The 25,893-nt window shown below is 52.5% G+C and carries 15 protein-coding genes and 1 tRNA gene; 11 read left to right on the top strand and 5 right to left on the bottom strand.

Annotated elements, in window-relative coordinates; all coding sequences use genetic code 11:
• Positions 1-63: 63 nt before the first annotated feature.
• Both KK078_RS18555 and KK078_RS18550 read left to right on the top strand, forming a co-directional pair.
• Complete coding sequence (locus KK078_RS18555; RefSeq protein WP_254091801.1) at positions 64-2,508, top strand: TonB-dependent receptor; 2,445 nt, start codon at positions 64-66, stop codon at positions 2,506-2,508.
• 298 nt (positions 2,509-2,806) lie between these two features.
• Positions 2,807-3,610, top strand: coding sequence for a hypothetical protein (locus KK078_RS18550; protein ID WP_254091800.1), 804 nt, complete (start codon positions 2,807-2,809; stop codon positions 3,608-3,610).
• Positions 3,611-3,666: 56 nt separating this feature from the next.
• On the opposite strand, the gene KK078_RS18545 is transcribed toward KK078_RS18550, so the two are convergent.
• Positions 3,667-4,512, bottom strand: coding sequence for an alpha/beta fold hydrolase (locus KK078_RS18545; protein WP_254091799.1), 846 nt, complete (start codon positions 4,510-4,512; stop codon positions 3,667-3,669).
• A gap of 203 nt (positions 4,513-4,715) precedes the next feature.
• Here KK078_RS18545 and KK078_RS18540 point away from each other — a divergent pair, with 203 nt between their 5' ends.
• The 3 genes from KK078_RS18540 (at position 4,716) to KK078_RS18530 (ending at position 7,722) form a co-directional block, all read left to right on the top strand.
• A complete protein-coding gene (locus tag KK078_RS18540) occupies positions 4,716-5,198 on the top strand; it encodes a hypothetical protein (RefSeq protein WP_254091798.1) in 483 nt (160 codons plus the stop codon).
• Positions 5,199-5,412: 214 nt separating this feature from the next.
• Positions 5,413-6,045, top strand: coding sequence for a hypothetical protein (locus KK078_RS18535; RefSeq protein ID WP_254091797.1), 633 nt, complete (start codon positions 5,413-5,415; stop codon positions 6,043-6,045).
• A gap of 531 nt (positions 6,046-6,576) precedes the next feature.
• Positions 6,577-7,722 (top strand): hypothetical protein, encoded by a 1,146-nt coding sequence (locus KK078_RS18530; protein ID WP_254091796.1) that lies wholly within the window; start codon positions 6,577-6,579, stop codon positions 7,720-7,722.
• A gap of 58 nt (positions 7,723-7,780) precedes the next feature.
• On the opposite strand, the gene KK078_RS30835 is transcribed toward KK078_RS18530, so the two are convergent.
• The gene (locus tag KK078_RS30835) at positions 7,781-7,855 is read right to left on the bottom strand and encodes an IS3 family transposase (protein WP_394370575.1); all 75 of its coding nucleotides are present in this window, start codon (positions 7,853-7,855) and stop codon (positions 7,781-7,783) included.
• 315 nt (positions 7,856-8,170) lie between these two features.
• On the opposite strand from KK078_RS30835, the gene KK078_RS18525 reads away from it, so the two are divergent.
• From KK078_RS18525 to KK078_RS30510, 4 genes are all read left to right on the top strand, one after another.
• Positions 8,171-8,242 (top strand) — tRNA-Arg (locus tag KK078_RS18525).
• Positions 8,243-8,427: 185 nt separating this feature from the next.
• Complete coding sequence (locus tag KK078_RS18520; RefSeq protein ID WP_254091795.1) at positions 8,428-10,263, top strand: sensor histidine kinase; 1,836 nt, start codon at positions 8,428-8,430, stop codon at positions 10,261-10,263.
• Positions 10,244-10,873: a response regulator transcription factor gene (locus KK078_RS18515; protein ID WP_254091794.1), complete on the top strand. Its 630-nt coding sequence runs from the start codon at positions 10,244-10,246 to the stop codon at positions 10,871-10,873. Before KK078_RS18520 ends, KK078_RS18515 begins: the two co-directional genes overlap by 20 nt.
• A gap of 124 nt (positions 10,874-10,997) precedes the next feature.
• Positions 10,998-18,665 (top strand): HYR domain-containing protein, encoded by a 7,668-nt coding sequence (locus KK078_RS30510; protein ID WP_262898725.1) that lies wholly within the window; start codon positions 10,998-11,000, stop codon positions 18,663-18,665.
• A gap of 87 nt (positions 18,666-18,752) precedes the next feature.
• Here the strand turns inward: KK078_RS30510 and KK078_RS18500 are convergent, their stop codons facing one another.
• Positions 18,753-19,199: a hypothetical protein gene (locus KK078_RS18500; RefSeq protein ID WP_254091793.1), complete on the bottom strand. Its 447-nt coding sequence runs from the start codon at positions 19,197-19,199 to the stop codon at positions 18,753-18,755.
• A 170-nt stretch (positions 19,200-19,369) separates the two neighbouring features.
• Here KK078_RS18500 and KK078_RS18495 point away from each other — a divergent pair, with 170 nt between their 5' ends.
• Both KK078_RS18495 and KK078_RS18490 read left to right on the top strand, forming a co-directional pair.
• A complete protein-coding gene (locus tag KK078_RS18495; protein WP_254091792.1) occupies positions 19,370-20,458 on the top strand; it encodes a hypothetical protein in 1,089 nt (362 codons plus the stop codon).
• A 194-nt stretch (positions 20,459-20,652) separates the two neighbouring features.
• Entirely contained in the window at positions 20,653-23,025 is a 2,373-nt protein-coding gene (locus tag KK078_RS18490; RefSeq protein ID WP_254091791.1) for an ABC transporter permease, read from the top strand.
• 6 nt (positions 23,026-23,031) lie between these two features.
• Here KK078_RS18490 and KK078_RS18485 read toward each other — a convergent pair whose 3' ends face one another.
• Both KK078_RS18485 and KK078_RS18480 read right to left on the bottom strand, forming a co-directional pair.
• Positions 23,032-24,834 carry an ABC transporter ATP-binding protein gene (locus KK078_RS18485; protein WP_254091790.1) on the bottom strand — a complete coding sequence of 601 codons (1,803 nt, stop codon included), beginning with the start codon at positions 24,832-24,834 and terminating at the stop codon, positions 23,032-23,034.
• A 77-nt stretch (positions 24,835-24,911) separates the two neighbouring features.
• The gene (locus tag KK078_RS18480; RefSeq protein WP_254091789.1) at positions 24,912-25,625 is read right to left on the bottom strand and encodes a flavin reductase family protein; all 714 of its coding nucleotides are present in this window, start codon (positions 25,623-25,625) and stop codon (positions 24,912-24,914) included.
• Positions 25,626-25,893 lie beyond the last annotated feature (268 nt).

Here is a 25,893-nt window from a genome sequence, read left to right as displayed (position 1 = left end):
TCGTTAAAAATGTTGTTTAGAATTATTATAAATAATAGTTTTGGCCCCGCTAACCCCCAACTTATGATAAGAAAATTACGCTGTTACATGCTATTACTGATGCTGCCCGCCTTTAGTGCCTTTGCCCAAAACGGATCCATTAGCGGTAACGTAAAAATGTCGGACAATACCCCCGTTACCCAGGCGTCTATAATCGTAAAAGGTACTACCATCGGCACTACTACCGATGAAAAGGGCAGTTATCTCATTAAATCCATTAAAGCCGGGAGCTACGTAATCGTCGCAAGCGGTGTGGGGGTGGAGAAGAGGGAGCAAAGCGTAACAGTTACCGCCGGTAGCGTCGCCACCATAGATTTTGTACTGTCAGAAAGCTCGGCCCTACTGCAAGAGGTCAACGTATCGGCGTTCAAGACAAAGAATACGACCATTGTAGCAAAAATGCCGCTAGCCGATCTGGAGAACCCCCAGGTATACAACTCGGTGCCAGCCGAGCTGATAAAGGAACAGGGCATTGTAAATTATGATGATGCCTTTCGCAACGTACCGGGCATCTCGCGTACGTGGGAATCAACCGGCCGCGAAGGTGACGGCGGAGCCTATTTCGCGTTGCGTGGATTTGACGCCCAGCCGTCCTTAACCAACGGTGTGCCGGGCTTAACCAATGGCAACCTGGACATCGCCAATGTGGAGGAAATTCAGGTAATAAAAGGCCCGTCGGCAACACTGTTTGGTGGTACAACCTACTCGTACGGGGGGCTGATAAACACGATCACGAAGAAACCCATATTTGACAACTTTAGCGGCGAGCTAGCCTATAACATCGGCAGCTTCAACCTGCACCGGGTGAGCGTTGATGTAAATACCCCCCTGAGCAAAACCGAAAAGATAGCGTTCCGATTGAATACGGCATATCATACCGAGGAAAGTTTTCAGGATGCGGGCTTTAAGAAATCCTTTTTCATTGCACCATCATTGGCATGGGAAGTTAACGACAGGCTCAGCTTTACCGTAATGGCTGAGATACTAAGCGAGAAACGCGCGGTAGCGCCTGTATTTTTTCATACAGACAGGGCAAATCCGCTTCCTTTTACCAGCATCGAATCGCTTAACCTCAATCCCAAACTCTCCTTTACCGATGACGATCTGACCACGAAAAACCCGAGGCTGAATTTCCAGGCGCAGGCCGTTTACAAAATATCGGATCAGTGGCAGTCGCAAACGATACTATCCGGCGGAAGTACTAAATCGGAAGGTATTTACAGCTACATCTATGACGATGAAAACCCGAGCGATGAATACTTTGATCTGAGCTTTCATGTGGCTGATTACAACATGAAAACGATCGACATCCAGCAAAATTTTAACGGCGATTTTAAGATAGGTGGATTGCGTAACCGTTTGTTGATAGGACTTGATTATTACCATCGTAACGCAGTGGATAAAGGTAGCGGCTACGGTGTAGGCCGTAGGGTAACGCCACAAGGCGAAATAGGCGGAGACGTGATCGTCGATGAGGATGGCAATTTTGTGCGTGAGGAAGCGCCTATACCGCTGACGCGTAGCGCAGTCGACGCATTGGTCGGTCCAACAGGCGAAGTACTTTCAGACATTGTCAATAGCACCGCGAGCGTGTATGTATCCGATGTGATCAGTTTTATGCCGCAATTTTCGGCAATGGTAAGCCTGCGTGCCGACCATTTCGATTCGAACGGCGATAGATCGAACCCGGATGACGACAATACGCAGTTTTCCATATCACCCAAACTGGGTTTGCAATACCAACCCGTCTTAAACAAAGTATCGGTATTTGCGAATTACATGAATGCATTTGTGAATGTTGAACCAAGGGCCGTTTACGATGAAGAAACACTCGAGCCTACAGGCGAAGTGAGATCATATAAACCGGAACATGCCAATCAATTTGAATTCGGAGTAAAAACAAATCTCTCAGAGAGATTTTCTGCCACGGCCTCCTATTACACGATCAAAGTATCCGACCGGGTTGTGGATAGCCCCGCCGGTAACGGACTGCAAACCGGCGCCATCCGCAGCAAGGGCTTTGAGATCGATCTGAATGCACGACTGGTTCAGGGGCTTGAGCTGATCGCCGGCTTTAGCCATAATTCCAACAAGGTGGTAGAACCCAACCCGGAAAATTCGACAGATTTCTACAACGAGGTCGGTCGTGCATCCGGCGGACAAGGGCCGTCCGACCAGGTCAACCTTTGGGCCACATACCGGTTTAGCAGTGGCATCCTCAAAAACCTCGGCGTGGGTATCGGCGGCAATTATGCAAGCAAATACCGCGTTGTCGACAACAGCGTAACAGGTACGTTTGACCTGCCAAGCTACACGCTGCTGAACGGTAGCGTATTCTACAATGCCACAAAATACCGCGTTAACGTTAGCGTAAACAATATTACAGATGAGCAGTACTACATCGGTTACTGGTCTGTAAACCCGCAAAAACAACGCAACTTTACGGCAACTGTTGCTTACAAGTTTTAGGGTATTCTCCTCACAAGGAAGGCTGGCTCACTTTTCGAGACCGCCTTCTTTGTTTTGCCTTTCCAAATTCTTATACTATAATCTTAGTTCCTTCAAGAAAAATAGATCGATGTTCCGCTTCTTACAGGCATGCCGATAACGGAAAAAGTCAAAAGAGGAATATCGCAACTCACTTGATTATAAAGCATTGATATAAATTAAAAAAAATGTTATGAAGTCCTTGTTCGCCGTTCTCTGTGTCTTGTTTTCGATTAACGTCTTCGGCCAATTACGTTTGACAAATGAGGAAAAAGACGCCTTGATCCTTATTGTCTCGAACTACAACGCAGGTTCACCCCAAGCCGGGGCGGGAGGCTTAAAGGAGTTGCGAAATACGATCCCTGCCAGGTTTCAACATTTTGTTGATCACCTCATCGTCGTCCAGGAGGGCACCGAAGGAATTTTAAACACCGAGCATCTTACCGTACCCAGTGACGAAGAACTGGAGTATTGGTATGTAGTCCGGGAATTTCACTACAACAAAATTGCGCCTGACTCATCCCGTAAGACGAACGAGCAGATAATCGATTGGCTGTCGCAGGAAAAGATCGACCGCCGCTGGCTGGTGGATAATTATTATTATCGGGCAGCTTCCGGTCTCGGCATGCTATATAATACGATAGATTTAAGCAACCGCAATTTCGACCTGGAAACGCTGGGCCTACGGGACGAGACCGAAAAAGCTATGTTCGTGATGTTCGTCGTCAACGCATGCCTGCAGCGGCTCGCCGTTATGCGCATGACGGGTAAAGGCGATCCCGCGTCGGCGCTCCAACGCCTGCCGAAGTTTAACGGACAGGATTATTATTTCTTCCGGAAGTTCAACTACCCCGACTTCGACTGGATCGGCTATCAGAAAGTCGAGTCGTATAACATGCGTCACATCGGAGGCTTTTACAATACCTTATTAAATCACCTGGAATTGCTTATGAAGCTGGGCGAGAAAAATCAGGCCTTTGCGCTTTACGAAAATTCTATTTTGAGCAAGCCGGAATTCTTTCACTATTACAGCAATGAATCGTCGTTGCGGGACCTGTATGCGAAATGGGCTGCGAGACGGTGAGTTTAAGCTCCCACAACCTGGAACACAGGCTTGGACCGCATGGCTTTCATAAATTATTACTTAAAAAAGTCCATTGCAATCTTGTTAATGAGGTCAGGCCTCTCGGCAAAAACTTCATGGGTCGTATTTGGCAAAATACAAAACTGACTGCCTTTTATAAGGCGATGCATTTCCAATCCATGTTCTACTATTATATCGTCCTGGTCACCAAGCACTATCATAACCGGAATGTTGATTCGTCCATAAATCGAGTCAGAGAAGTATGATTCTTTTTGATAAACCATGGCATTTGCATCGTTCATATATTTTTTCCAATCTTTTCCAGGAGGCGTATTCGTATATCGCTCGATCAATTCTTTGTTGGTTCTTTCAAAGTAGTCCAGGGTCATCGGGTAGACGGAGTCAATTGGGATATCGGGTGGGATAGCGCGCCTTAGTCCGTTATTAGCCCCTACGGCAATAACTTTTCTAATCTTGTCGGGCCTCCGTTCAGCCAGTAGAATTCCCGTAATGGCTCCATCACTCCAACCCATGACATAGGCACTATCAATTTTTAGTGAATCAATCAGTCGGGACGAGAATTCTAACAATACACCATAGGTCAAGGTGTCGGCCTGCTCGGATCTCCCTTGCCCAGGTGTGTCTGGCGCGATAACTCTATAGTGTTTGGCAAGGCCGGGAATACAATTCTCAAAGTCTTTAATGCTTCTGTTAAGTCCGCCACCGGAAAGCAGGATCAGGGGAGTGCCCTGACCATATTCTTCGTAGTATATCTTTTTATTGAAGATGATCAACTGCTTGCCATCATTTGAGCCGTATTCAATGTTATCTGTCCCGGTATTACAACAAGGCAAGAGAATTTGAATCGTGATTAAAGCCAATGCGATACCTTTTTTTATCATTCTATTGCTGGTTGAGACGGGTATCTACTATTGTTGTACAATAACGTTCGTGCACCCTAAGTTAAATTTACCCAAAAGGAGCGATCAAATGCAAATTGGAACCACGCCGGAGGAATTACGGTGACCGAATGGATTTTTCACTAAATTCAACATCGGTTACCCGGCTTCGGAACATCGGATTCAGGTGTTTAGTATTGACTCAAATGAAAATCGACGTTAAGACGTCTCTCTTTTTCCCGTGGACACTAAATGTCATGGGCATCGCGCTGGCGTTTTCAGCTGTGGTGGTGATTTTTTTTCATTTTCTGATCGGTCTATCCTTGTTGATCGGCGGTGTACTGATCTTTACCACACACTACCGGCTGATGATCGACCTCGATCGACGCGTGTACCGCGACTATGTTTGGATAATGGGAATTAAGCACGGTAAGATGGCCTCGTTCGAGAAAATCGAATACCTGTTCATGAAAAAGAGCCGCACGGTTCAGAATATGTATGCACGGGTTTACACAACATCCCTGCAGAAAGACGTGTACGATGCTTATTTACGTTTTTCGGAAACCGAAAAGCTACACCTTGTCACACGGGAGAGCAAACGTCTGCTTGTGAAGCAAGTAGAAAGCCTGGCCGCACAGCTGGGGGTACAGGTTATCGACTACACGAACGGAGAAGGAAAGATACGCTAGGTAGGATGGTAACGAAGTCTGACGGTCTGCGCTAAAGTGAACCGACTGTGGAATTTCACCTGGCGGAAAACACGTCGGCCTATATGGGGGACAATCAGCTTGCACTGGTAAACTAACCGACGGCCGCGACGAGGACATCTCGACTCCTTTCCAGTCAGGCAGAAAAGAGGCTTCAGATTATCGCGATCTGAGGCCTTTTTTTTAATTTCAGGACATGCTTCAGAATCGTGTTGACCCGTTGGGAAGAATCATTAAAACCAGCGCGCGTGGGGCCTTCATGGGCAATCGTGGTGTGATACATAATGAACAAAAAGAAATTACTCACACGTTTAAACATAAGGCTTGGATCACGTGTGTGTTGGAGTTTAAAGGAAGAAAAAGAACGGTAATGACGGCTGGTCGATGGACAGAGCTTTTTTTCCTGGATGAGGCCACCGCCTTTGCTGCCGGTCATCGACCTTGTTTCGAATGCAGGAGAGACGATGCAAAAAACTTTAAGTCCTGTTGGATACGGGGAAACCCGCGGTATAATTTTATCATGTCGACGTCCATAAATGAAATTGACGCGATCATACACGGAGAGCGGATCACGCATGAGAAGAAAAAGGTAATGCACCAACGTCTGTCTTCTGACATTCCGGACGGAACATTTATACTAATGAATGGCGATCCGTATCTTTTCAACAAAGGGAAACTGCATCGGTGGACCCCCTTTGGTTACGAAAATGGCATCGCTGTGCCTGAAGCTTCCATGCTGACAGTCCTGACACCAGATTCAATCGTAAACGCTTTTCGCGCAGGCTATGTGCCACAAATAAAAGGAAGTGAGTTGGGAGATTTATCGTGAGTTATTGCACCTTATTCGATGCGGAGTACATCTCGATTGCTCCCAAGGTATTCGTGCCCGGAATTTCCGAATGCCTGGAACATCGAGCCAGCGCTTCGACAATGCCAAAAATTGCCTGAAATGGCGCTTTTATCGTATTAAGTCGCCTTGGCACAATTGAACGAGCCCTCTCACATCGCTCTGAAGGCCCGCCACTGCACCGGCCCACGGCATAGCTGGTGGTTACTTCTGTCGGGAAGGTCGAATGAACGATCGTTTCCGCTTCGGTGACCTTGTGTCCTTGCCCACGAAGCATATGCGCAACTGCACATCGCAGTACCGATGCGCTCAATCCTACTTTTTTAATGATGGCGCTTCGTAGGGAGCTGCAAGTAACGTATTTTCATGGATGATAAGCTACAAAAGGAGATAACGAAACAGCACAACGATGCCTCCAGAGGATTTCATCGGCGCGTCGGATCAATCGTTTTTAGAAAATTTAGTAAGTAGATATTAGACACTTTAACCTAGAGACTATAAACAATTTTATTTATGAAAAAAACCAGACTACTGTTTTTTGCAGCCCTTGCTACCACGGCATTTAGTTTTTCTTCCTGCAGCGATGACGACAAGCCCACCTTTAACATTCCGACGACAGACATCGATGGCGATGCGTACACCATGGGCGGTAATTTGCGTTTGCTGTACTCTGTAGACAATGGAGCAAATTACAGCGCTACCGTGCCTGCCAACATCGGGGAGAACGTCCACGTGTTCGTGAAACTGAACAACGGTACGACGGATTTGACAACAGATGATTTTGACATCGATTGGACAGGATCTTCTCCAGCCCCGACGGCCATTGAAAACGGTGTAGCCGAATTTGTTGTCAGTGCGAACATCGCGGTGCAGGTAACCGTAACCGACAAGATGACACTGGTCACCAGCCACCGTGCGAATGGCAAATTTTTCGCCGTAAATCCGAGCACCGGTGAATTGACTGAGGCGTTTACGCCGATGTACGCTGACGCAGCCCTTACAAGTGTAAGAGGATTTGTCTACCACTATAAAAAAGGCCTGTATTATGCCAGCCTTAACACCGACATGGGTGGATACCTGTACACGATCAACCCGTCGACGAAAGTCGCGACGCGAATCAACGAGAACAATGGTGCAAACGGCGCAGACGTTTGGGACGCTGTCGTGAACTGGGCTGTTGCTGCGGACGATAGCCTGATTGCCATTGGTGATTTCAATGGAGACGGAAATGGTGTAGTGAAATTTGGCACCGACGGCGGCCGCTCTGCAAAAACCGCACAAGCCGACATTTGCTGTGCTTTGGGTATGCTCTACGATGCCGCTGCTGGCGAATTCCAGATTGCCAACGGCGAGAATGCTAACGAGGGTGAAGTGATCATTGATCGGGTAACAAACGCAGGTGTGTTTGTAGGCGAATCGGTGATGATGGACCTGGTAGGTTTTTCCGACGATCTTTCCGGCGGCTACATTTATTTGAGAACGATGGCGAAAAGCCCGGCGGGCGAGGTGTATGGCACATTGTATAGCCAGGAGTTTAAGAAGACCTACTTCGTGAAGATCAATATTGCTTCCGCTACTATTACCTATGTGGCTACGTTAGGCGAAAACAATGAAAACCAGTATAACTCCCTGGCATTCATTCCGAACTACACGTTTTAACCGTAAGAAGAGGATACTCAGTCTGAGTGACCCCAGAGGTGAGACTGATTTCGAATGATTAAGCGGCTTGATTTCGGTACTGTACCGGGCTCAGGCCGTTTTTTGTTTTATTTACTCGTTCGTTATTATACATAGTCCACCTCGTACCTGCTACAAATAATCATATATCATCTGTTTGGGCAGCCGGGTGCTGGATCAGGAGGCAGATGCTGCAAGGATGCCCCAGTGTCTGTATGGAGTCAAGGCCGTTGGCTCGGACAGGGGTTGGGCGCATTGATAGCTCCTCGGCGGTAGCCCTTGCTTTGCATGTCCGGGTATTCCAGGTAGGACGTATGAGCCCATTTAAGGCGCCGGAGGCCATAAAAAGTGTGATTTTTTGTGATGGATTGCCAGCTTTTTCTATTTTTGCACCCCATCATCGGATTTTTCGCTATTTTCCGGTGTTTTTGGTTCCGTAGTACAATGGATAGTATTTCAGATTCCGATTCTGAAGATGCAGGTTCGATTCCTGCCGGGACTACAAAAGAACCTGATTTCGAAATGAAGTCAGGTTTTTTTATGTCCGGACCTCTCGGCTTTTCCCGAAGTGGCGGTGGTTGCCGGTTTGTTAATACCAGGACTTAATGGGGCTATTAGCTTTCTAAGGGGAGATCCAATATAACCGGTAGACTGGCACTATTTGTTCAATAATAATATCTTGCTGTAATGAAAAACAGCCGTTGCGTGCTGGCAGGGATCGTGCTGCTTCTGTTGCTATCGTATGGCTCCACCTATAGCCAGGAGGTGATTTCGGTGGAGAACGACAAAGAACAGGTCGTTGTCAATCCCCATGTTTATATTTTCAACGATCCGCGCGCCGGCATCGATGATATCGCCCGGGTGATGGCTGCTCCCGACGGAGCTTTTACGAAAAATGCCTATTACCAGGAAGTCAAATACGGTTTTTCGCGTCCCTCGGGATGGTGTAAGTTCAGGATTCGGAATACGTCGGATCACGCAAACTGGATCCTCAAAGTGCACCAATCGCGGGTGGACACCGTACAGTTGTATATGCAGCGGCAAAACGGCGAGCTCATAAAATATCCGCTCACCGGCCATTTTCAAAACATCAAAGACCGCACATTTTATTCCCTGTATTTTGCGCACCCCGTTTCCATCGCCAAGAACGAAACCGTCGCCTTTTATTTATTCACGATGCGCAAGTTTGCACGACACGCCGCCGTGCTGAGTCTCGAGCAGGAAAACCATTACCGGAATTACGAGACCCTGTTCATTATTTTTATCAGCGCCCTAACAGGCATCTGTGTGCTGGCCGGCCTTACCGGCATTGTCATGTTTATTTTTCTCCATGAAAAGATCTATATCTACTACAGCATTTATTGCCTCAGCTTTCTGCTGCTCATCTCGGCCGACACCGGGTTTTTATATGCCTTTTTCAAACACGCTGCCGCATATCAAAAGCTCGTCAACAACCTGAGCATGGTTTTTTATTATTGGATCGCAGGCTGGCACATCCTGTTTACCGTCGAGTTGCTGGCGCTTAAAAAGCACCGGCAGCGCTGGGTTTACTGGCTCGGGCTCGGCAGCGGCATGTTGTGCTGCGCAGCCTCCGTTACGCTGCTGCTTCCCATACCCGATGCCCTGCGGCAGGCCATCAGCCTTTGGTCTTACTATATTTTGTTTTTTATCGATGCCTACATTTTATACACCATGTTCATCCAGGTAGCACAGCGGCAGGTCGTCATCTATTTTTACATGGCCGGATTTCTGTTTACGCTGGTAGCAGCATCCATCCTCATGCTCGCCGACCTTCAGATCATCGAGGGCGTGAATCAGCGAACCGATATATTTTTCATCGCCCCCGTCGTTGAAATATTGTGTATGGTCATCGGGCTCGGTATCAATTCCTCCCGGCACGTCAAAGACAAGCTCAATGCGCAGATCCAGATCATTACCGTGCAGGAGGCCGAACGCAAACGCATTGCCCAGGACCTTCATGACGACGTGGGCAATTCGCTGGCCGCCGTAAAGAGTATGCTCAGCCAGCAGGGCGATCCGCAGCTGATTGAAAGAGAAGTAGATGACATCATCAAAAACATCCGCAACATCAGTCACGACCTCATGCCCGTGGACTTTGAAACCTACGCATTGACCGATATCGTGCGACAGACCGTCAACAAGTTCAAAGGCCATCCCGCCATCCGCTTTGAGTATAGCCAGACCGGTGCCGCCGTAAAGCTCAGTCCCGTAACCGAGCTCGTGGTATACCGCATTATCAACGAGCTTATCACGAACAGTATAAAACATTCAAAGGCCTCCGACATGATGATCCAGCTCATCTATCAGGAAGAAAGCCTCGTAGTGATGGTGGAAGACAACGGCACCGGCATGAAGAACGGCAGCGGCACGCACGAAAAAGGCATCGGCCTCAAGAACATCCGCCACCGTGTGGCCTATATCCAGGCCACGCTCACCATTGAAAGCGATCACAAAGGCACATTGGTCATCATCGAGATCCCGTATGGAAAAGAAGCATACTGAAGTAGTAACGGTCGTGATCATCGACGACCACCGCTTGTTTAACGACGGCCTCAAGGCCATGCTCGCCCCCGAGCAGACGATTGACGTGCTCGCCCAGGTATATGACAGCCGCGAAGCAAAGGACCAGGTGCGGAAATTAGCGCCCGATGTCGTATTGATGGACTTCAACATGCCCCACCTCGATGGCATCGAGCTCACCCGGTTATTGCTCGGCGTAAATCCCGATTTGAAGATCCTGATCCTGAGCATGTACAACGAAGAGCGGCACATCGATTCGTTTAAAAGCATTGGCGCCAGGGGCTATGTGTTCAAAACAGCTTCGTCCGAAGAGGTCGTGCAGGCCATCCGTGACGTGTATGCCGGCGGCGCTCATTTTCCGGCGCCCCATGCCGAAAGTAATCATGCTGACGACAATTTTCTGAAAAAGCTGAAGCTCTCCAACCGCGAGCTCGAGGTGATCCAGCTCATCAAGGCCGGCATGAAAACAAAAGAGATTGCGGAAAAGCTGAACATCTCGTTCTACACCGTCGAAACTCACCGCAAAAACATCAAGCTCAAAGTGGGATTGAAAGGAGAAGCGGAGTTCATCAAATTTATCTTCGAAATATAGCGCTGGATCGAATGATAATCACCTGACCGATAGTCGGTTATGCGCCGATACCTGACGTCAGGTATTGATGCCGTTAGCGATCTCCAGTACCTTTAGGTTGGCTTTAATACATTTTTGTCAACCTATGCTGGCTTCTACAAGTACACGCTCGCGGCAAGAGCAAAAACACACCTTCCGGCTTTCCCATGCTGCCGATCATCCATCGCTGCGCAAGCCGCTCATCCTCGTCATTTTTCTGATGACCTTATCGGCGCAGTGGCTCCAGGCGCAAGACTGCCTGGATGACGATGCGCTTTACGTCACGCCCGAGGGCGTCGGCATGGGTACCAGGTTGTCGCCTGCCGGTTTATTGACCGCGCTCGCCATTTGTGAAAGCGATACCAGCAGACACCTCATCAAGCTCAGCACCGGCACCTACGCCATCAACCGGACATTGTACATTCCTTCCGGCGTGACTGTCGACGGAAACTTTGATGTGACCAACGGCATCTGGAAAAAAAGCAAGACCGGTAACTGCGTGCTGTCGATCTCGCCTCCCGGTGAAGAAGTGAAAACCACGACTTCCGACAACAAGCCCGTAGTGGTAGGGCACTACATCGGCATCAGGCTCGATACCGTGTCGAACATCACCCTGAAAGATTTTACCCTGGAGGTCCACAAGCGTAACAGCTTTTGGGAAGACATGGTCTCCTACGGCGAACGATACGGCGATGGAAAAAGCGTCTACGCCATTTTCGGCAGGGGCAGTGAAAACATATACCTGATCAATCTCCAGATTGTTACCGATAGCGGCGGCGAAGGTCTTTATGGATACCAGGGGCGGAATGGTGCGGAGGCTTATTACTACGTACCCGGCAAGACGGTGTATGACCCCAACCTTCCCGTTTACCAGCAACGACCCAGTGAAGAGCTCAAACAATCGTACGAGTTCAGGGCCGGCGGCGACGGCGGCGCGGGCGGACGCATTCAGGATTATTACCGCTGTCTCGACTGCCCCAGCACCGTCACGTCTGCCACCACCTATTGCGCGGCAGAATACCCGTTGCCCAAAGGAGGCCGCGGCGGAAAAAATGGCGGCCTCGGCGGTGAAGCCGGTGATAACTGCGAGATGGATTGCTACTATGAGTACTACAAAAGCAAAGTGAATTTAGCCGGCGAGCTTTTATCCCTGCTTTCGTTGCCCTCCGTTGGCGGTGAGCAGAAAGACCCCACGCCCGACCCGGGTGAGGATGGACAGGACGGCACCAATAGCTACAACGGTATCGACTACTCCGATCAGACGATCTATCCGTACGACGACATCAACTACTACTATATCCCCGGCTATGGCGCGAATGGTGGCGATGGTGCGGGCGGTAGCGGTGGCGGCGGCGGTGGCGCCGGGGGAATTCGCACCCTCGGTGTAATACCGCAAATACCCATACCCGGCATGGGTGATTACAACCTCCCGGCGAAAGCATTGGGCGTGTTCAACAAGGCCATTACACTGATCGGTGGCGATGACGTGTGCCACGCCGAGGTCGTAAACGGCTCGACCGAAGGCGGCCGTGGCGGCGCCGGTGGCGAAGGGGGAGAAGGCGGCGGCGGCGGTCATGGCGGCGGAGCTTCCATCGGCATCTTTATGCCCATGTGTAAAAATGTGGTCGACAAAAATTGTGTTTATACCATCGGCGAAGGTGGCGGCGGCGGATTTGGAGGTTTTGGCGGCAAGGGCGGCGACGGCGGCCTCGGCATGATGGGACGACCGGTAAGCGACGGCGGATGGAGCCACCAGGGTGCCAAAGGCGGCAAGGGCGGTAAAGGTGGCGACGGCAGCCGCGGACAGCACGGCAGCAACGGCAGAAGCATCGTCAAGATCGGTGTGACGAACAAACCCAGCGCATTCGTAATGGCCGATGTGTCTACCGCGTGTACCAACTCCGTGATTACCCTGTATACATCGGGTGATAAAGATGGCTTTCTCATCGGCAAGCACGTAGGGACGCAATACAACAAGGTCAATTTTATAAACGACAAACCTTCCGGCACCACCTTTACACAATACATGAGCGAGGTGCAGATCGCAGAGCCCGACACCGGCCGTTTGGAAGTATACTATGTAACCCCGGCAACGTATCCCTACCCTCAACCGGATGTACACATTAAAACCATCCGGCCGCTGCCCGCGTTCCATGTTCCCGCGGTGCTTTGCCAGGGCGATACCCTGAAGGCTTCTACAACTGAGACCAGCGCTTTTTATTTGTGGAAGGTGTTTGATGCCAATGAAACCGTAGTGTACAGTTCCGATAAGAAAAACATAGCGTTTCTTCCGACCGGCGTGGGAACCTACACCGTTGGATTTCAGGCGTACGACCTGTGTTGCGGCTATAGCGCCCCGCAGTATAAAACGGTGCGCGTATCGGCGGTAAGCAAACCCGCCATCGAAAAGACCAACAATGGCTTGTGGTATTGCTACGGAAGCGATTCCAGTAAATACGCCATAACCAGCCCCGTGAACGAGACAGACCAGTTTCGCTGGTCCAACGGCAGCACGTCCAAAGTGACGTATATCAAAGCGGCCGGGTGGTACTCTGTAACCCGTACCAATGCCGACGGCTGCTCGGCGAAATCGGATTCCATCCGGAATTATGTTTTTTCATTGCCCCAGGGCAGACCTGCCATCCCGGATATAACCGGCATCTGCAATGGAACAGAAACTACCCTTACGCCCGATTATGAAGCCGGCATGCTCTATGGATTTTATTATCAGGGCACGTCCAAGACCGGTGGATTTTTAAACGACGGTTCTCCCCGGCAATCTTTTACGTTCAAACCGGCCATCCCGTTTGGGGCCGCGTCGGCCTCGTATTATGTCAGAAAGGTGAGCACCAACTACCAGAATGGTCACCCCATCTATTGCGTTTCTGACGACGTGCAGGAAGTCAGGCTTTATAGGGAGACAGACCCCCCGGTGATCATCAGCGACAACGTCAAACGCGATCTGGCCGCGGACAACGGTAGCTGCAATGCATTTTATCTATACGACTATCCCAAGGCGATAGACAATTGTAATCCGTATGTCTCCGTCAAGGTCAGACACATGCCCGCAAACCATTACTACCCCGTCGGCACAACCGTCGACACCTTGCGGTATACCGATGTGTCCGGCAATTTCCTGGATTACCCCATAGCGATCACCGTTCACGATGTAGCGCCTCCTATCATCGCCAGCAGACCCGCCAACTACAAGGAGCTCACCAGCGAGCCGGGAGCGTGCGGCGCGTACTATGCTTTTACCCTCGCCCAGGCGTTGGATAAATGTACCACCATGCCTGTGCTGACCGGTGCCATACCGGAGATGATCACCCTCCAGGGCCAGGGATACGCCGATGTATTCATGATCAGCGGTTCGCAAACCGACAGCATTTTCCAGGTAGGTAACAACGTGATCCGGCAAACCTGGACAGACGCCGCCGGCAATACCACCACCTTCGAGCAGAACATTGTCGTGAAAGATGCCGAGACGCCAAAATTGCAGGCAGCCGACATCACCTATTACGTAGCGCGGGACAAGAGCACCGTCTTTACAGGCTATAACGCACCGTTGGCGACCGACAATTGCACCACCGTCCTCACCAGCACCTTTGTATCGGGATTCGGCCAGTCCGGCGAGCACCCCATCGGCACCACCACCGAGGTCTGGAAGGCCACGGATGAAAGCGACAATACAGGCTTCGCATCGTTCAAGCTCACCGTGCTGGATACCATCTCGCCCACCATCGATTGCCGGAACATCCGCCCCGCCGCCTATGCCGTGCCCGGCACGGATTCAGCGCTCGTAACGTTTGCAACCCCCGTGGCGCTCGACAATAGCGGCAGCGTAACCGTAGCCGCCGAGGGTAAGGGCAGCGGGTCCTATTTTAAACTGGGCACCTATCCGTTGACCTATGTCGCCAAAGATCCATCCGGAAACTCGGCGTCGTGCGTCATCACGGTAGCCGTCTCTGATTTTGAAGCGCCCTCCATCGTTTGTCCGCCCGACATAACCGTGGCCAATGATCCGGGGCTTTGCGGCGCCGTCGTGAATTTTGCCATGGCCGATGCGCATGACAACGACGGTTCTTATTATACACCGTACCGCGTCATGGGCCTGGCCAGCGGCGCAGTATTCCCCATGGGAACGACGCTGCAGGTATTCAAGGTCGCAGACGCCAATGGAAACATCGCCACCTGCGGCTTCAATGTCACCGTTACCGATACCGAAGCGCCGCAGTTTACCGCGTGCCCGCCCAGCCGTACCGAGTTTATCAACCCCGCCATCTGCGGCACGATGATCACCCTGTCGGTACCCGCCGCCACCGATAACAGTTGCTTTTCACCTACAACGGGATTTGTATCCGGCTCCGCCGGCGGCTTCTTCCCCGTGGGCGTAACCCACCAGGTATACAGGACCCGCGATGCGTATGGCAACACCGCCACCTGCGAGTTCGACGTAACCGTGATCGACAATACCACGCTTACCGTTACATGCCCGCCGAATGTAGAGATCTATACCACACCCGGGCTTTGCGGCGCGGTACTGAGCACCCGGCTGCCCGAAGCAAATAACTTCTATGGCTGTCTGCAATGGACGCTGGAGTCGGCCAAAGGCATAGGTGATACATTCGTGCCCGGTCCCCACACCGTTACCTACCGGGCTACAGTGTCGGGCCAAAGCGCCACCTGCTCCTTCAACGTAAATGTCATCGATGTCGTCGGCCCGAAAATTGTCCAGCCCGACAACATCGTCGTTTCCCTGGACGATGGCGCCTGCGGCAAGGAGGTCACCTTTCCCGAGCCGGTCGTCATGGATAATTGCACCAACTTCTTTTTGCAACGAACGGCCGGTTTGCCTAGCGGCTCGGTTTTTCCGGTCGGCACCACCGTGCAAAAGTATATCGCCTTTGATAACACCCATACCGACGCCGTTACCTTTACGGTCACCGTACAGGATGATACGGCCCCGGCATTTACCGACGTCCCCGACATCACCGAAACGACCAGTGACATCTGCGGTAAGGTAATCAGCTTCGCCACACCCGTCGCTACAGACAACAGCACGTGTTTTACCATTACCCGTCTGAAAGGATTGAACAGCGGCGATCTCTTTCCCGTAGGCATCACCACCCAGATATATGTCGCCAAAGACGGCGCCGGCAACACCGATACCACCCGTTTCAATATCGTGGTAAACTCCAGCCCGCAAACACAGTTTTACAGCTGCCCGCCCGATGTGGTGGTCATGTCGGATAACGACCTCACCAAAGTAGTGTGGTACGACGTGCCGGGTCGTACATCGTGCGCCGGAGTAACCGCCGTGCTCATTTCCGGAAAAGGAAGCGGCGCTACGTTCCCCGCAGGAAAAACGACGGAGACCTACCTGATCACCGATGCATCCGGAAAAACAGATACCTGTCGGTTCAATGTGTTTGTGGCAGAGAAGATGCCTCCCAACGTGATGTGCCAGCCGTACAAGTTCGACCTGGAAGACGCCATCTGTGGCGCCAGGGTAAAGCTGCCTGTGCCCGAGGTGGATGACTGGGGCGGAAGCGGTCTGCAGACCATCTTCAATGACATCGGCCCCGTAGACAGCGAAGTATTCCTGCCGGTAGGATATTCCCAGATCACGTGGACCGCCATCGATAATTCCGGCAACCGCGGCTATTGCATCAGCCAGGTTACCGTTGGAAAAGAAGAAAGCCCTTTGAACGGCTTCAGCCACCGCGTGGAATTCTGTGAAGGATCGGATGTGGAGATCAACCCACGCATGAGCGGCACCGGGCCGTATGTGTATGAATGGTCGTATTTTGATCCTACGACTTTTGAAATGATCGTTTTGTCGACGGATAGTATTTTCAGGATTCCCCATGTAAAGGAGAGTGATGAGCGGCAATACATGTATGCCGTGAAGAGCCCCTGCAACAACGACATCTTCCGCCGGGAGTTTTTCCTCCAGGTCAATCCATCACCCAAGGTCACGTTTGCCGGGTTGAATGCCGGGTATTGTGAATATGATCTTTCCGGAAAGCCCTTGACGTTTTCACCCGCCGGCGGCGTGTTGGTAGGCGATGGGCTTGTGGATGGGAAATTTTATCCCTCAAAAGCCGGGCTCGGCGCGCATACCCTTTCGTATGTCTATCATGATGATGCGCTCGGCTGTCCCGCCAAAGCATCACTGACGACGGAAGTTTACGCAACGCCGATCGTGGAAGCGTTTATCGACACCGCCTATTGCATCAACAACCCTGTTCTGAAGCTCGACGCTACCCATAGCGTGTATACCGGCCCCGGCATAAGCGGTGCCACATTCAACGCCGCCCTCGCGCAGGCCGGCACACATACCATCACCCGTACGGTTACCGTCGACGGCTGCGTGAACTCCGCGGCGCAAACCGTACGCATCCAAGGCAACGTGCCCGATGCCACCATCCAGACCGGCGGCGCGATCTGTTCCAACAAAGGACGCGTCAGGCTGGAAGCCGTTACCACCGGCGGTACCTGGTCGGGAGAGAAGGTGTATGTGGAAAACAACATACCCTATTTCAATGTGAACGCCGCCGATCTGGGAGAGCATAAAGTATATCACGAGATGGTCGACGGCATTTGCGTATCCACCGATAGCGCCACCGTGGATGTTGTCGATTCGGAATATAATTTGCCGTTCACGTTCGACGCCTACTGTTACGACCAGGGGTTGGTACCCCTGGATGTTTCGGACGGCAAAAACTATTTCGGATTCGGCATTGACAAGAACATGTTCAACCCGGCCGCGTACGATACTACCACCACCGCGCTGTTTGGCGTATCGACGGTCAATGCCGTAGGCTGTATCGACACCGTATGGCGGGCCATGGCCGTATTGAAACCGGAGATCATCGACCCGCTTAAGCTGATCTGCAAAAAAGGAGACCCCGCCCTGCTGAGCGTAGACAGCAAGCTGGCATCCGCTACGTGGTTTGATACCACCACCGGCTATACTAAAACCGTGTATGATAGCGGAAGCTATATCGTCGAGCTCCGCAATACATCCGGGTGTGTGAAGGTCGATACCTTCCGCGTCGAGAGCAAGCAGGCCAACCTTCCGGCGTTGATCAACGATACAGACCAGTTGTACAAATGTATAGACGCCATGGCCACGCTTACCGCCAGTGGAAACTATGTAAGCCAGGTATGGTCCACCGGCGAGCAAGGCCGGACCATTACCGTAAGCTCACCCGGGGAATATAAGGTTTATGTAACCGACAGTGTAGGCTGCGAGCTGGCGGACAGCATCCGGGTAGAGGACTATCCGCGCATGGAAAATAACCAGCTTACCAATAAAGGCACCTACCTCGAAGCAGTCGCGTCGACCTCGTATACCTGGTATAAGGATGGACTCCCCATCGACGGTGCATCCGGCCAGATGCTCCCGTTCCCGGAGTCGGGAAGTTATTATGTGGAGCTCACGGATAACAATGGTTGCCTTTCAGCCTCCGACGTGCTCCAGGTCGTCGTGACCTCGACCGATGGCGAAGGTAAAGACTGGAAATGTCGGATCTATCCCAATCCCAGCACCGGAAAATATCAATTTGAATTCACCGCCAAACCGTCTTACGACCTCGATATCGTCTTCATCAACGCCCTCGGCCAGCCGGTGCAGCAACTACAGATAAACAGCCGTTCCGATCAGTCCGTCTATATTGCTCACCTCGAAGCGCAACCCGCCGGTGTATACTGGGCGCTCATCAAGCAGAAGGACAGGACAACGGTCGTTAAGCTGGTGAAGGTGGAGTAGGTATCCGTCAATAGTTATCTGTTGATAGTAATCGTACTATCAACAGATAACTATTGACGGATTTAAAAGCGAACAGATTCTTGTCATTTACTCACCGCAACGGGCAGCATGGGCCTCATATTCCAGCACCGGCCCATCACAGGCCTGCCAGGAAATGTTTTTGTATTGCCTGGACGACGTCACCTCGATGAGCTCGTTCGGGAGGCAGCTTGTGCGGATATTATTTTCGCGTGGGTCGTAGGTCAGCTCGACATATCGTCTGTCGTCATAGGTCACATAGGCATAGCGGCCTGCTGCCTCGTAGGTCGTGCCGTCATGGTTGCGGCGTTTTAAAAACGTGCTGTCGTTTGACAGGACGATCGTCTCCTGCCACTCCAGTTTAGCGCCGATGCTCTCGTCGCCGGTCCAGGAAGAGGTCATTTTTACCAGCTTTAGCTCCAGGCCACAGCCATTGTCAACTTCATAGCCACCGGCCTTTTCCTCACAAGCAATCGCAACCATGGCGGGAAGGAGGAATACAAGAATTCTTTTCATAGGAAAATAGTGATTGGATGTTGAATATAATACAGGATCTTATTGCCCTTAGACACCTGGAAGTAAAAAGAAGTTGTAATACCGTCGGTTGGGAACTTGTGCCGCACTACCCAAAAAGGTTATAGCCCCACGTCCGGCCCCCCGCTACCTTTGCTGGAAAATACGGAGTTATGAAAACAGCAGGTGTTACACAGGCTCTTCGGGGCCACGCTGGCGCAGGCCTTGCGCGGTTCTTTTCGGTTCTTTTGATCATGGGGCTGGGCGTCGCGACATCGTGTAGCGACGATGATGGCGCGGAGCCTTCGGTGGAGGAGCCCGCCTGCCGGGTTGTGAAGGAAACGAACACAACGCAGGCGAATATCGGGTCCCCGGACGGATACACATACACGGCGGTGTTCACCTATGAGTACGACGACAAAGGCAATCAAATAGAGAACACCGTTCAATACAACTACACGTATAACGACGGCGCAAAACCCACCAGCACATCGAGCACCAGCATGCAGTACGACGCCGACGGCTTTCTGCTCCGCACGGTGCGGCAGTATAATTCGAAGGACAAGAACGGGGTGACTTCGAATTCGTCGACCAACCAGGAATGCACCTATGAGAATGGCCGCCTCATCAAACAAGTGACGGCCAGCATCGATAATGGCAAGCCTACCAACTACCAGTTTCAATATGAATACGACGCCGCCGGAAAACTGATCAAATTTTCCAATACCTATAACAACAGCTCGACGACCATTACCTATAACGGCAACATCATCCAGAAAATAACAGAGACTGATGGCGCCGGAAACGTCTCGTCACCCTTCTTACAATATAATGACAAAGGGTGGCTGACCAAATCGATCGAGACCTGGGGTGGAGGCACCGACGAGTTCCGCTATGAATATACTTCCGACGGCCAGCTGGCCAGGGAAGAGCGTTACATCAACAGCAAGCCTTCGTCCGGAACGATCTACGAATATGACACCCGCGAGAACCCGAACCGGTACACCTATCCGCAACCGAAGGGCCACCCCGATATTCCCGGTACCCGGCCGAATTTTATCTACGTGCACAATATCACCCGGGCAACATATCTCGAACCGAATGCGGAAATAACAGCCTTTCAAAACAGGTCCTCCAGTCTTTACGTCTATGATTATAATGCAAAAGGCTTTCCCACCGGCTACACGCTCACGACCACCAACAGCCTGGGGGGAGTGGAGAGCACATCAACCGTTACCTACGAATACACCGGTTGTAACTAGCGGAGCGGACCTCCAGCGTTGATCGGGTTGTTCGTTTCCGAACATGCCCCTGTACGAAATGTTACCGGCCGTGCAACCCTGATCGTTAATTTCGCATCTCAACAGCATAGACTGCGTCCGGCCCGGTTTTTGGGTCCGGGGTAGGCCTGTAACCTTCCCGGCGTCTGAGGCGTCGAATCACAATACGAGTACCTATGCTGTATAACTATCTAAAAATTGCCTTCCGAAGCCTGCGTCGGCACAAGGGCTTCTCGCTGATCAACATTGCCGGTCTTGCGATCGGTATGGCATGCAGCATCCTGATCCTGCTGTGGGTTCGGGATGAGCTGAGCTACGACCGGTTTCACACAGACGTACACCGGCTCTACCGCCTCACGGCCAGCCTGTCGGAAATGGACGTTCACGCTGCCGTGACGCCTGCGCCCCTTCCCGAAGCCCTGCAGGCGCAGGTGCCCGTGGTCGAGCAAACGGTGCGTTTGAACGGCCTTCGAAAAGAGCTCATGCAGGTGGGCGACAAGATGTTTGAAGAAGAGCGGATCTTTTTTGCCGACTCCACCTTCCTCCGGATGTTTTCTTTTAAGCTCGTGGCTGGCGACCCGGCCGATGCATTTAAGAATCCCGAAAGCATTTTAATTACCGAGTCGATGGCCAGGAAATACTTTGGAAACGAAGAGCCCCTGGGCAAGACCATCCGCCAAAATCATAAAGACGACTTTACCGTGGCGGGCGTGCTGGCGGACGTTCCGTCAAACTCACACCTCCAGTTCGACTTTGTCATTCCCATGTCCTTCCTGGCCCGCACAGACCGCGACCTGAAAGAACGGGTCTGGGACAATTTTAATTTCTATAACTATATCAAACTGAACGACAAGGCCGACACCTCCCCCGAAGGGCTGGCGAAACTGGAAGCACAGATCACCACGCTCTATCGCACCAACGAAAAGGAGCTGAAGGTAGACTTTCACCTCCAGCCGGTCAAGGACATTCACCTGCGCTCCAGCTTCCTGGCCGACCTGCCCGGCCACGGCAACATACAGTATGTATATATCTTCATTGTAGTGGCCGTCTTCATTCTGGTGGTGGCGTGTATCAACTTCATGAACCTGGCGACCGCCCGCTCGGCCCGCCGCGCAAAGGAAGTGGGCTTGCGCAAAGTAGCCGGCGCCATGCGCGCGCAGCTCATCCGGCAGTTCCTGGCAGAGTCCTCGCTGATCTCGGTCGTCTCGTTGATCCTGGCCGTACTCATCGTGTTTGTGTCGCTGCCGGGTTTTAATACCCTGGCGGGAAAACAACTGAGCATCGACCTGCTCAACGTCAAACTGGTGGCCGGCCTGCTGGGCATTACTTTCCTGACGGGCCTGCTGGCCGGCAGTTATCCCGCGCTCTTCCTGTCGTCGTTTATGCCGGCAACGGTGCTAAAAGGAAATCTGAAGACAGGCGCAGCCAGCAGCTTTTTCCGGAACACCATGGTGGTGCTGCAGTTCTCGGTGTCGATCATTCTGCTGGTGGGCACGGCGGCAGTATATAAGCAGCTGAAGTTTATTCAAAGCCGCAACCTGGGCTACGATAAAGAGAACCTGGTTTACGTACCGATGACGGGCGACCTGTGGTCCAAGTATCAAACCCTGCGCACGTCGCTGGAGCAGGAACCGCTGACGCAGCATTATACCGTCGTGCAGGACCTGCCCACGAACGTGGTGAACGGTACCGTGTCGGTAGAGTGGGAGGGAAAAGACAAAAGCTCGCAGCCACTCTTTTGCAACATGGCCATCGACGAAAACTTCCTCGATGTTTTTAAAGTCACCCTGCTCGACGGCCGCGGGTTTTCCAAAGAGGCGAAAGCCGATACGTCCAACTACCTGGTCAACGAGTCCGCCCTTCGCACGATGGGCATGGACGTCGAAACAGCGGTAGGCAAGCCGTTGACCCTGTGGGGCAACAAAGGTGTGATCATCGGCGTGGTCAAGAACTTTAATTTCAAACCGATCCAGCAACCCATCGAGCCGCTGATCCTTCGGCTGAACACCTGGGGCGGCGCCGCCGTCGTGCGCACAGCACCCGGCGAAACCGAGAATACCATCAAAGCGCTGGAGCGGATCTGCCAGACGTTGAACCCGGAGTATCCGTTCTCCTATAAATTTATCGACCAGGACCTCGACAACATGTACCGGGCCGAGCAACGCCTGGGTGGGTTGTTCAACATCTTTGCCGTGCTGGCGATCTTCATCTCGTGCCTGGGGTTGTACGGCCTGTCGGCCTTCCTGGCCGAGCGCCGTACCAAAGAGCTGGGTGTCCGGAAAGTATTGGGCGCGTCACTCTCGCACCTGGTCTACTTGCTGCTGTCCACCTTCACCAAACCGGTGCTGATCGCCATGCTCGTAGCCGCCCCGATAGGCTGGTATGCCATGACCCGCTGGCTGGAAGGATTTGCCTTCCACATCTCGCTGGACTGGACCATCTTCGCCTTTGCCTTCGTCGTGGCGCTGTTCATCGCCTGGTTCACCGTAAGCTATGAGTCGATCAAAGCCGCGCTCACGAACCCGGCCAAGTCATTGAAGGACGAATAGCACAAGCTACCCGGCCGCCGATATTTCATCGACAGCAGGCGATGTCAGCTCGGCCGTCGTAGCCTGGTGCGCCCACAGCTCGTTGAACACGAGGCTACTTCGCTTGAGCTCTTCAAAAGTTCCTTCTTCGATCACGGCGCCATTGCGCAGAATATAGATGTAATCAAACTCCGTAAGCAGGTGCAAGCGGTGCAGCGACGAGATCACGGCCTTGTCCTGCATGGTATGGAACAGGGCGCTATAGATGCGTTTCTCCGTGCGAGGGTCCACACTGCTGGTGGGCTCGTCCATCAGAATGATGCTGCTGGAACGGGCGGCCAGGATGCCGCGGGCCAACGCCAGCCGTTGCTTCTGACCACCGGAAAGGTTCACACCTTTTTCCTGGATGTTCGTTTCCAACCCGTGCGGCAGGGTGCGCACAACGTCGGCAAACTGGGCCGCCTCGCAGGCCGCCATCACATCTTCTTCGCTAAAGGGTAGCCCCAGCGTGATATTATAGCGGATCGTGTTTTCGAAGATCTCCGGGTCTTGCGGGAACAACGTTACCGTGCCGCCCAGGCTGGTGAACGGTACCGCCTCTGTCTGATCGATCACCGTCTGCACGCCGGGCGCCGGTGTATAGAGCCCCCGCAACGTAGCCAGCAAGGTGCTCTTGCCACTGCCGCTTTCGCCGATCAGGGCAATGCGTTTGCCGCGCGGGATGCGCAGGTGTACGTTGTCCAGCCCCGTGGCGCGGCCCAGTGTCAGGTCGTTGGCGCGGGTGAAAGTCAGCTGCCGGATCGTGATCTCGTTCCATTGTGCCGGCAGCGTGCTTTCTTCCGGTGTATGCTTCTCGTCCCACGCGCGCTCGATGTCGGCAACGTTCTGTACGTCGGTGTTGTATTTGATGATCTGCGTGTATTGGGCCGCAATGTCGTTAAAGACACTGGTGAACTGGTTCACATAGCCGAGCAGCACGACAAGGCCGCCGATGAGGAACGGCTGGCCGGCAGTCCAATGCTGGTACAGGTAGCCTACGGTGATGGTGGCATAGATCAGTCCCACCATCATCTGCGCCACGAACCATTTCCACTCGTTGATGACCACATTGCGGCGGAAGGGCGGGAACACCGCCGCCACCTTCTGCATAAAGCTGTTCTGCATGCTCTTCTCCAGGCGCAGCGTGATCACCGTCACGATGTTGGAGAGGCTGTCAAAAAGTGTGGAAGACACCTCGTGCTCGCGACTGTTGGTTTCGCGCAGGCTGTGCAGGTAAGGTTTGTCGAACTTTACAATGATAAAGACCGTCAGGACGCCGATCAGCACACCGATGGTGCCGAACAGCGGCGAGAAATACAACATGGCGGCAAACGAAAAGAAGAACTTTCCGAAGGAATAGAAATAAATAAAGCCGTGCTGGAAAAAGTCGCGCAGGCCTTCGTGCGCCTTGCGCAGCCGGCTGATCGTCGAGCCGCTGTGGTTGTCCTGGTGCCACTTCACGGGCAGGTGCAGCACCTTGTGGTAAAGCTCGTCGATGAAGTTACGGCTCAGGTTAAACGCCAGCTTTCGCTCCATGACACGCGCCGGACCGTGAAAAGCCCACTCCAGCAACCGCAGGCCGAGAAAGCCCAGGGCATAGATCCAGCCTTGCTTCAGGATGTCGGCGCCCTGCTGCTGCAGCGAGTCGATGAACCAGCCGTAGAAGAGCGGATTCATGGCAATGGTAATGTTAGCGAGGACAAAGAGCCCGTAGATCAGCGCGAAGCGTCCTTTCTCCTGGCGGGCATATTTCCATGCTTTGGCAAGCAGGGAAAAGTAGGGGTTTTTCATGGTTGTTTCTCCTGGGCGTGTTGACACAAAGGTCAGGAGAAACGTTCCCCGTGAGCCGCTTCTATTGCGCCGGAATATTACATGGAAGCGGATTTCACCCGGTATGAAAAATTTCCGGCGCCTGCCTGTTGAACAGCGGCCGATTCGGTATCTGCTGTGCGATACAAATGTTCGGGCACCTGCGCCAACGTAGAGGAATGTACACGCTCTCCCAAACCGTAGAACTGCTGAAAGCTCATGATCAGCGGCCGCCACTTGTCGGGGTCGACGTGGTCGGGTCGACCCTCGGCGAGGATGGACTCGTGGAGGTGAACCCGCAGGATCTTCAGCTCGAACGACAGGATACGAATATGGGCCGCGCCCGCATCCGCACCGATCGGATGGATCGCCGCCAGCGACGCCTCCAGCTGCACGGGACACTCGTATATGCGCGGAGTATCCACTACGTTGGACGGCAACGGCGTAAAACCCGACCGGCGCCATTTATCGGGCTCATGCCGATAACCCCGCTTCGCCTTCCCCGGCGGCACAGGATCCGAGCCGGTCGTCAGGGCCAGCCGGTCCACACCCGCGGCCTGCTCGACGGAGGGAAGATTCAATACACATTCGCGCGTACGCAAAAGGTTCTCGGTGGTCTTCGACACCGCCGACAAACCAATCATACAACGATACCCAAGCCAGAATACCGACGAGATCGGAGCCAGGTTCGAAGTACCATCTTCATTGAGCGTACTGACCAATACAACCGGCGTACCGAAGTATAAAATGGAAGGACTGCTGACGTGATGCATAGCTGTTTTTTTGATACAAAGCTGGCGCCCTCACAACAAGGATAAAACCTGTTTCTTGCTATTCGTACATCCGTGCGATTGGGTGATGCGTGTGGGTATAGGGATGGGTGTGGAAGGCGGTCGGAGCGAGCAAAAAATGCCTGGGGTCGTTGGGGGGGGGGCCCCCCAAAAAAAAAACTCATTATAAAAAAAAAAGCCGCGGCCCCCCGGGGGGGTGTGTTTAGGACGGGGGGGGCGGCGGAATATAAAAAAAAAAGGGGGGGGGGGG

Origin of the sequence: Dawidia soli (assembly GCF_018598185.1) — a bacterium.
In the GTDB taxonomy this organism is placed as follows: domain Bacteria; phylum Bacteroidota; class Bacteroidia; order Cytophagales; family Cyclobacteriaceae; genus Ohtaekwangia; species Ohtaekwangia soli.
The sequence above is the reverse complement of the archived record's forward strand: the minus strand, read 5'-3'. Positions and strand labels throughout refer to the sequence as shown.

Coding starts and splice junctions, on each gene's coding strand:
- KK078_RS18555 (WP_254091801.1), top strand. CDS start 64: ATGATAAGAAAATTACGCTGTTACATGCTATTACTGATGCTGCCCGCC.
- KK078_RS18545 (WP_254091799.1), bottom strand. CDS start 4,512: ATGATAAAAAAAGGTATCGCATTGGCTTTAATCACGATTCAAATTCTC.
- KK078_RS18540 (WP_254091798.1), top strand. CDS start 4,716: ATGAAAATCGACGTTAAGACGTCTCTCTTTTTCCCGTGGACACTAAAT.
- KK078_RS18535 (WP_254091797.1), top strand. CDS start 5,413: ATGCTTCAGAATCGTGTTGACCCGTTGGGAAGAATCATTAAAACCAGC.
- KK078_RS18530 (WP_254091796.1), top strand. CDS start 6,577: ATGAAAAAAACCAGACTACTGTTTTTTGCAGCCCTTGCTACCACGGCA.
- KK078_RS18520 (WP_254091795.1), top strand. CDS start 8,428: ATGAAAAACAGCCGTTGCGTGCTGGCAGGGATCGTGCTGCTTCTGTTG.
- KK078_RS18515 (WP_254091794.1), top strand. CDS start 10,244: ATGGAAAAGAAGCATACTGAAGTAGTAACGGTCGTGATCATCGACGAC.
- KK078_RS30510 (WP_262898725.1), top strand. CDS start 10,998: ATGCTGGCTTCTACAAGTACACGCTCGCGGCAAGAGCAAAAACACACC.
- KK078_RS18500 (WP_254091793.1), bottom strand. CDS start 19,199: ATGAAAAGAATTCTTGTATTCCTCCTTCCCGCCATGGTTGCGATTGCT.
- KK078_RS18495 (WP_254091792.1), top strand. CDS start 19,370: ATGAAAACAGCAGGTGTTACACAGGCTCTTCGGGGCCACGCTGGCGCA.
- KK078_RS18490 (WP_254091791.1), top strand. CDS start 20,653: ATGCTGTATAACTATCTAAAAATTGCCTTCCGAAGCCTGCGTCGGCAC.
- KK078_RS18485 (WP_254091790.1), bottom strand. CDS start 24,834: ATGAAAAACCCCTACTTTTCCCTGCTTGCCAAAGCATGGAAATATGCC.
- KK078_RS18480 (WP_254091789.1), bottom strand. CDS start 25,625: ATGCATCACGTCAGCAGTCCTTCCATTTTATACTTCGGTACGCCGGTT.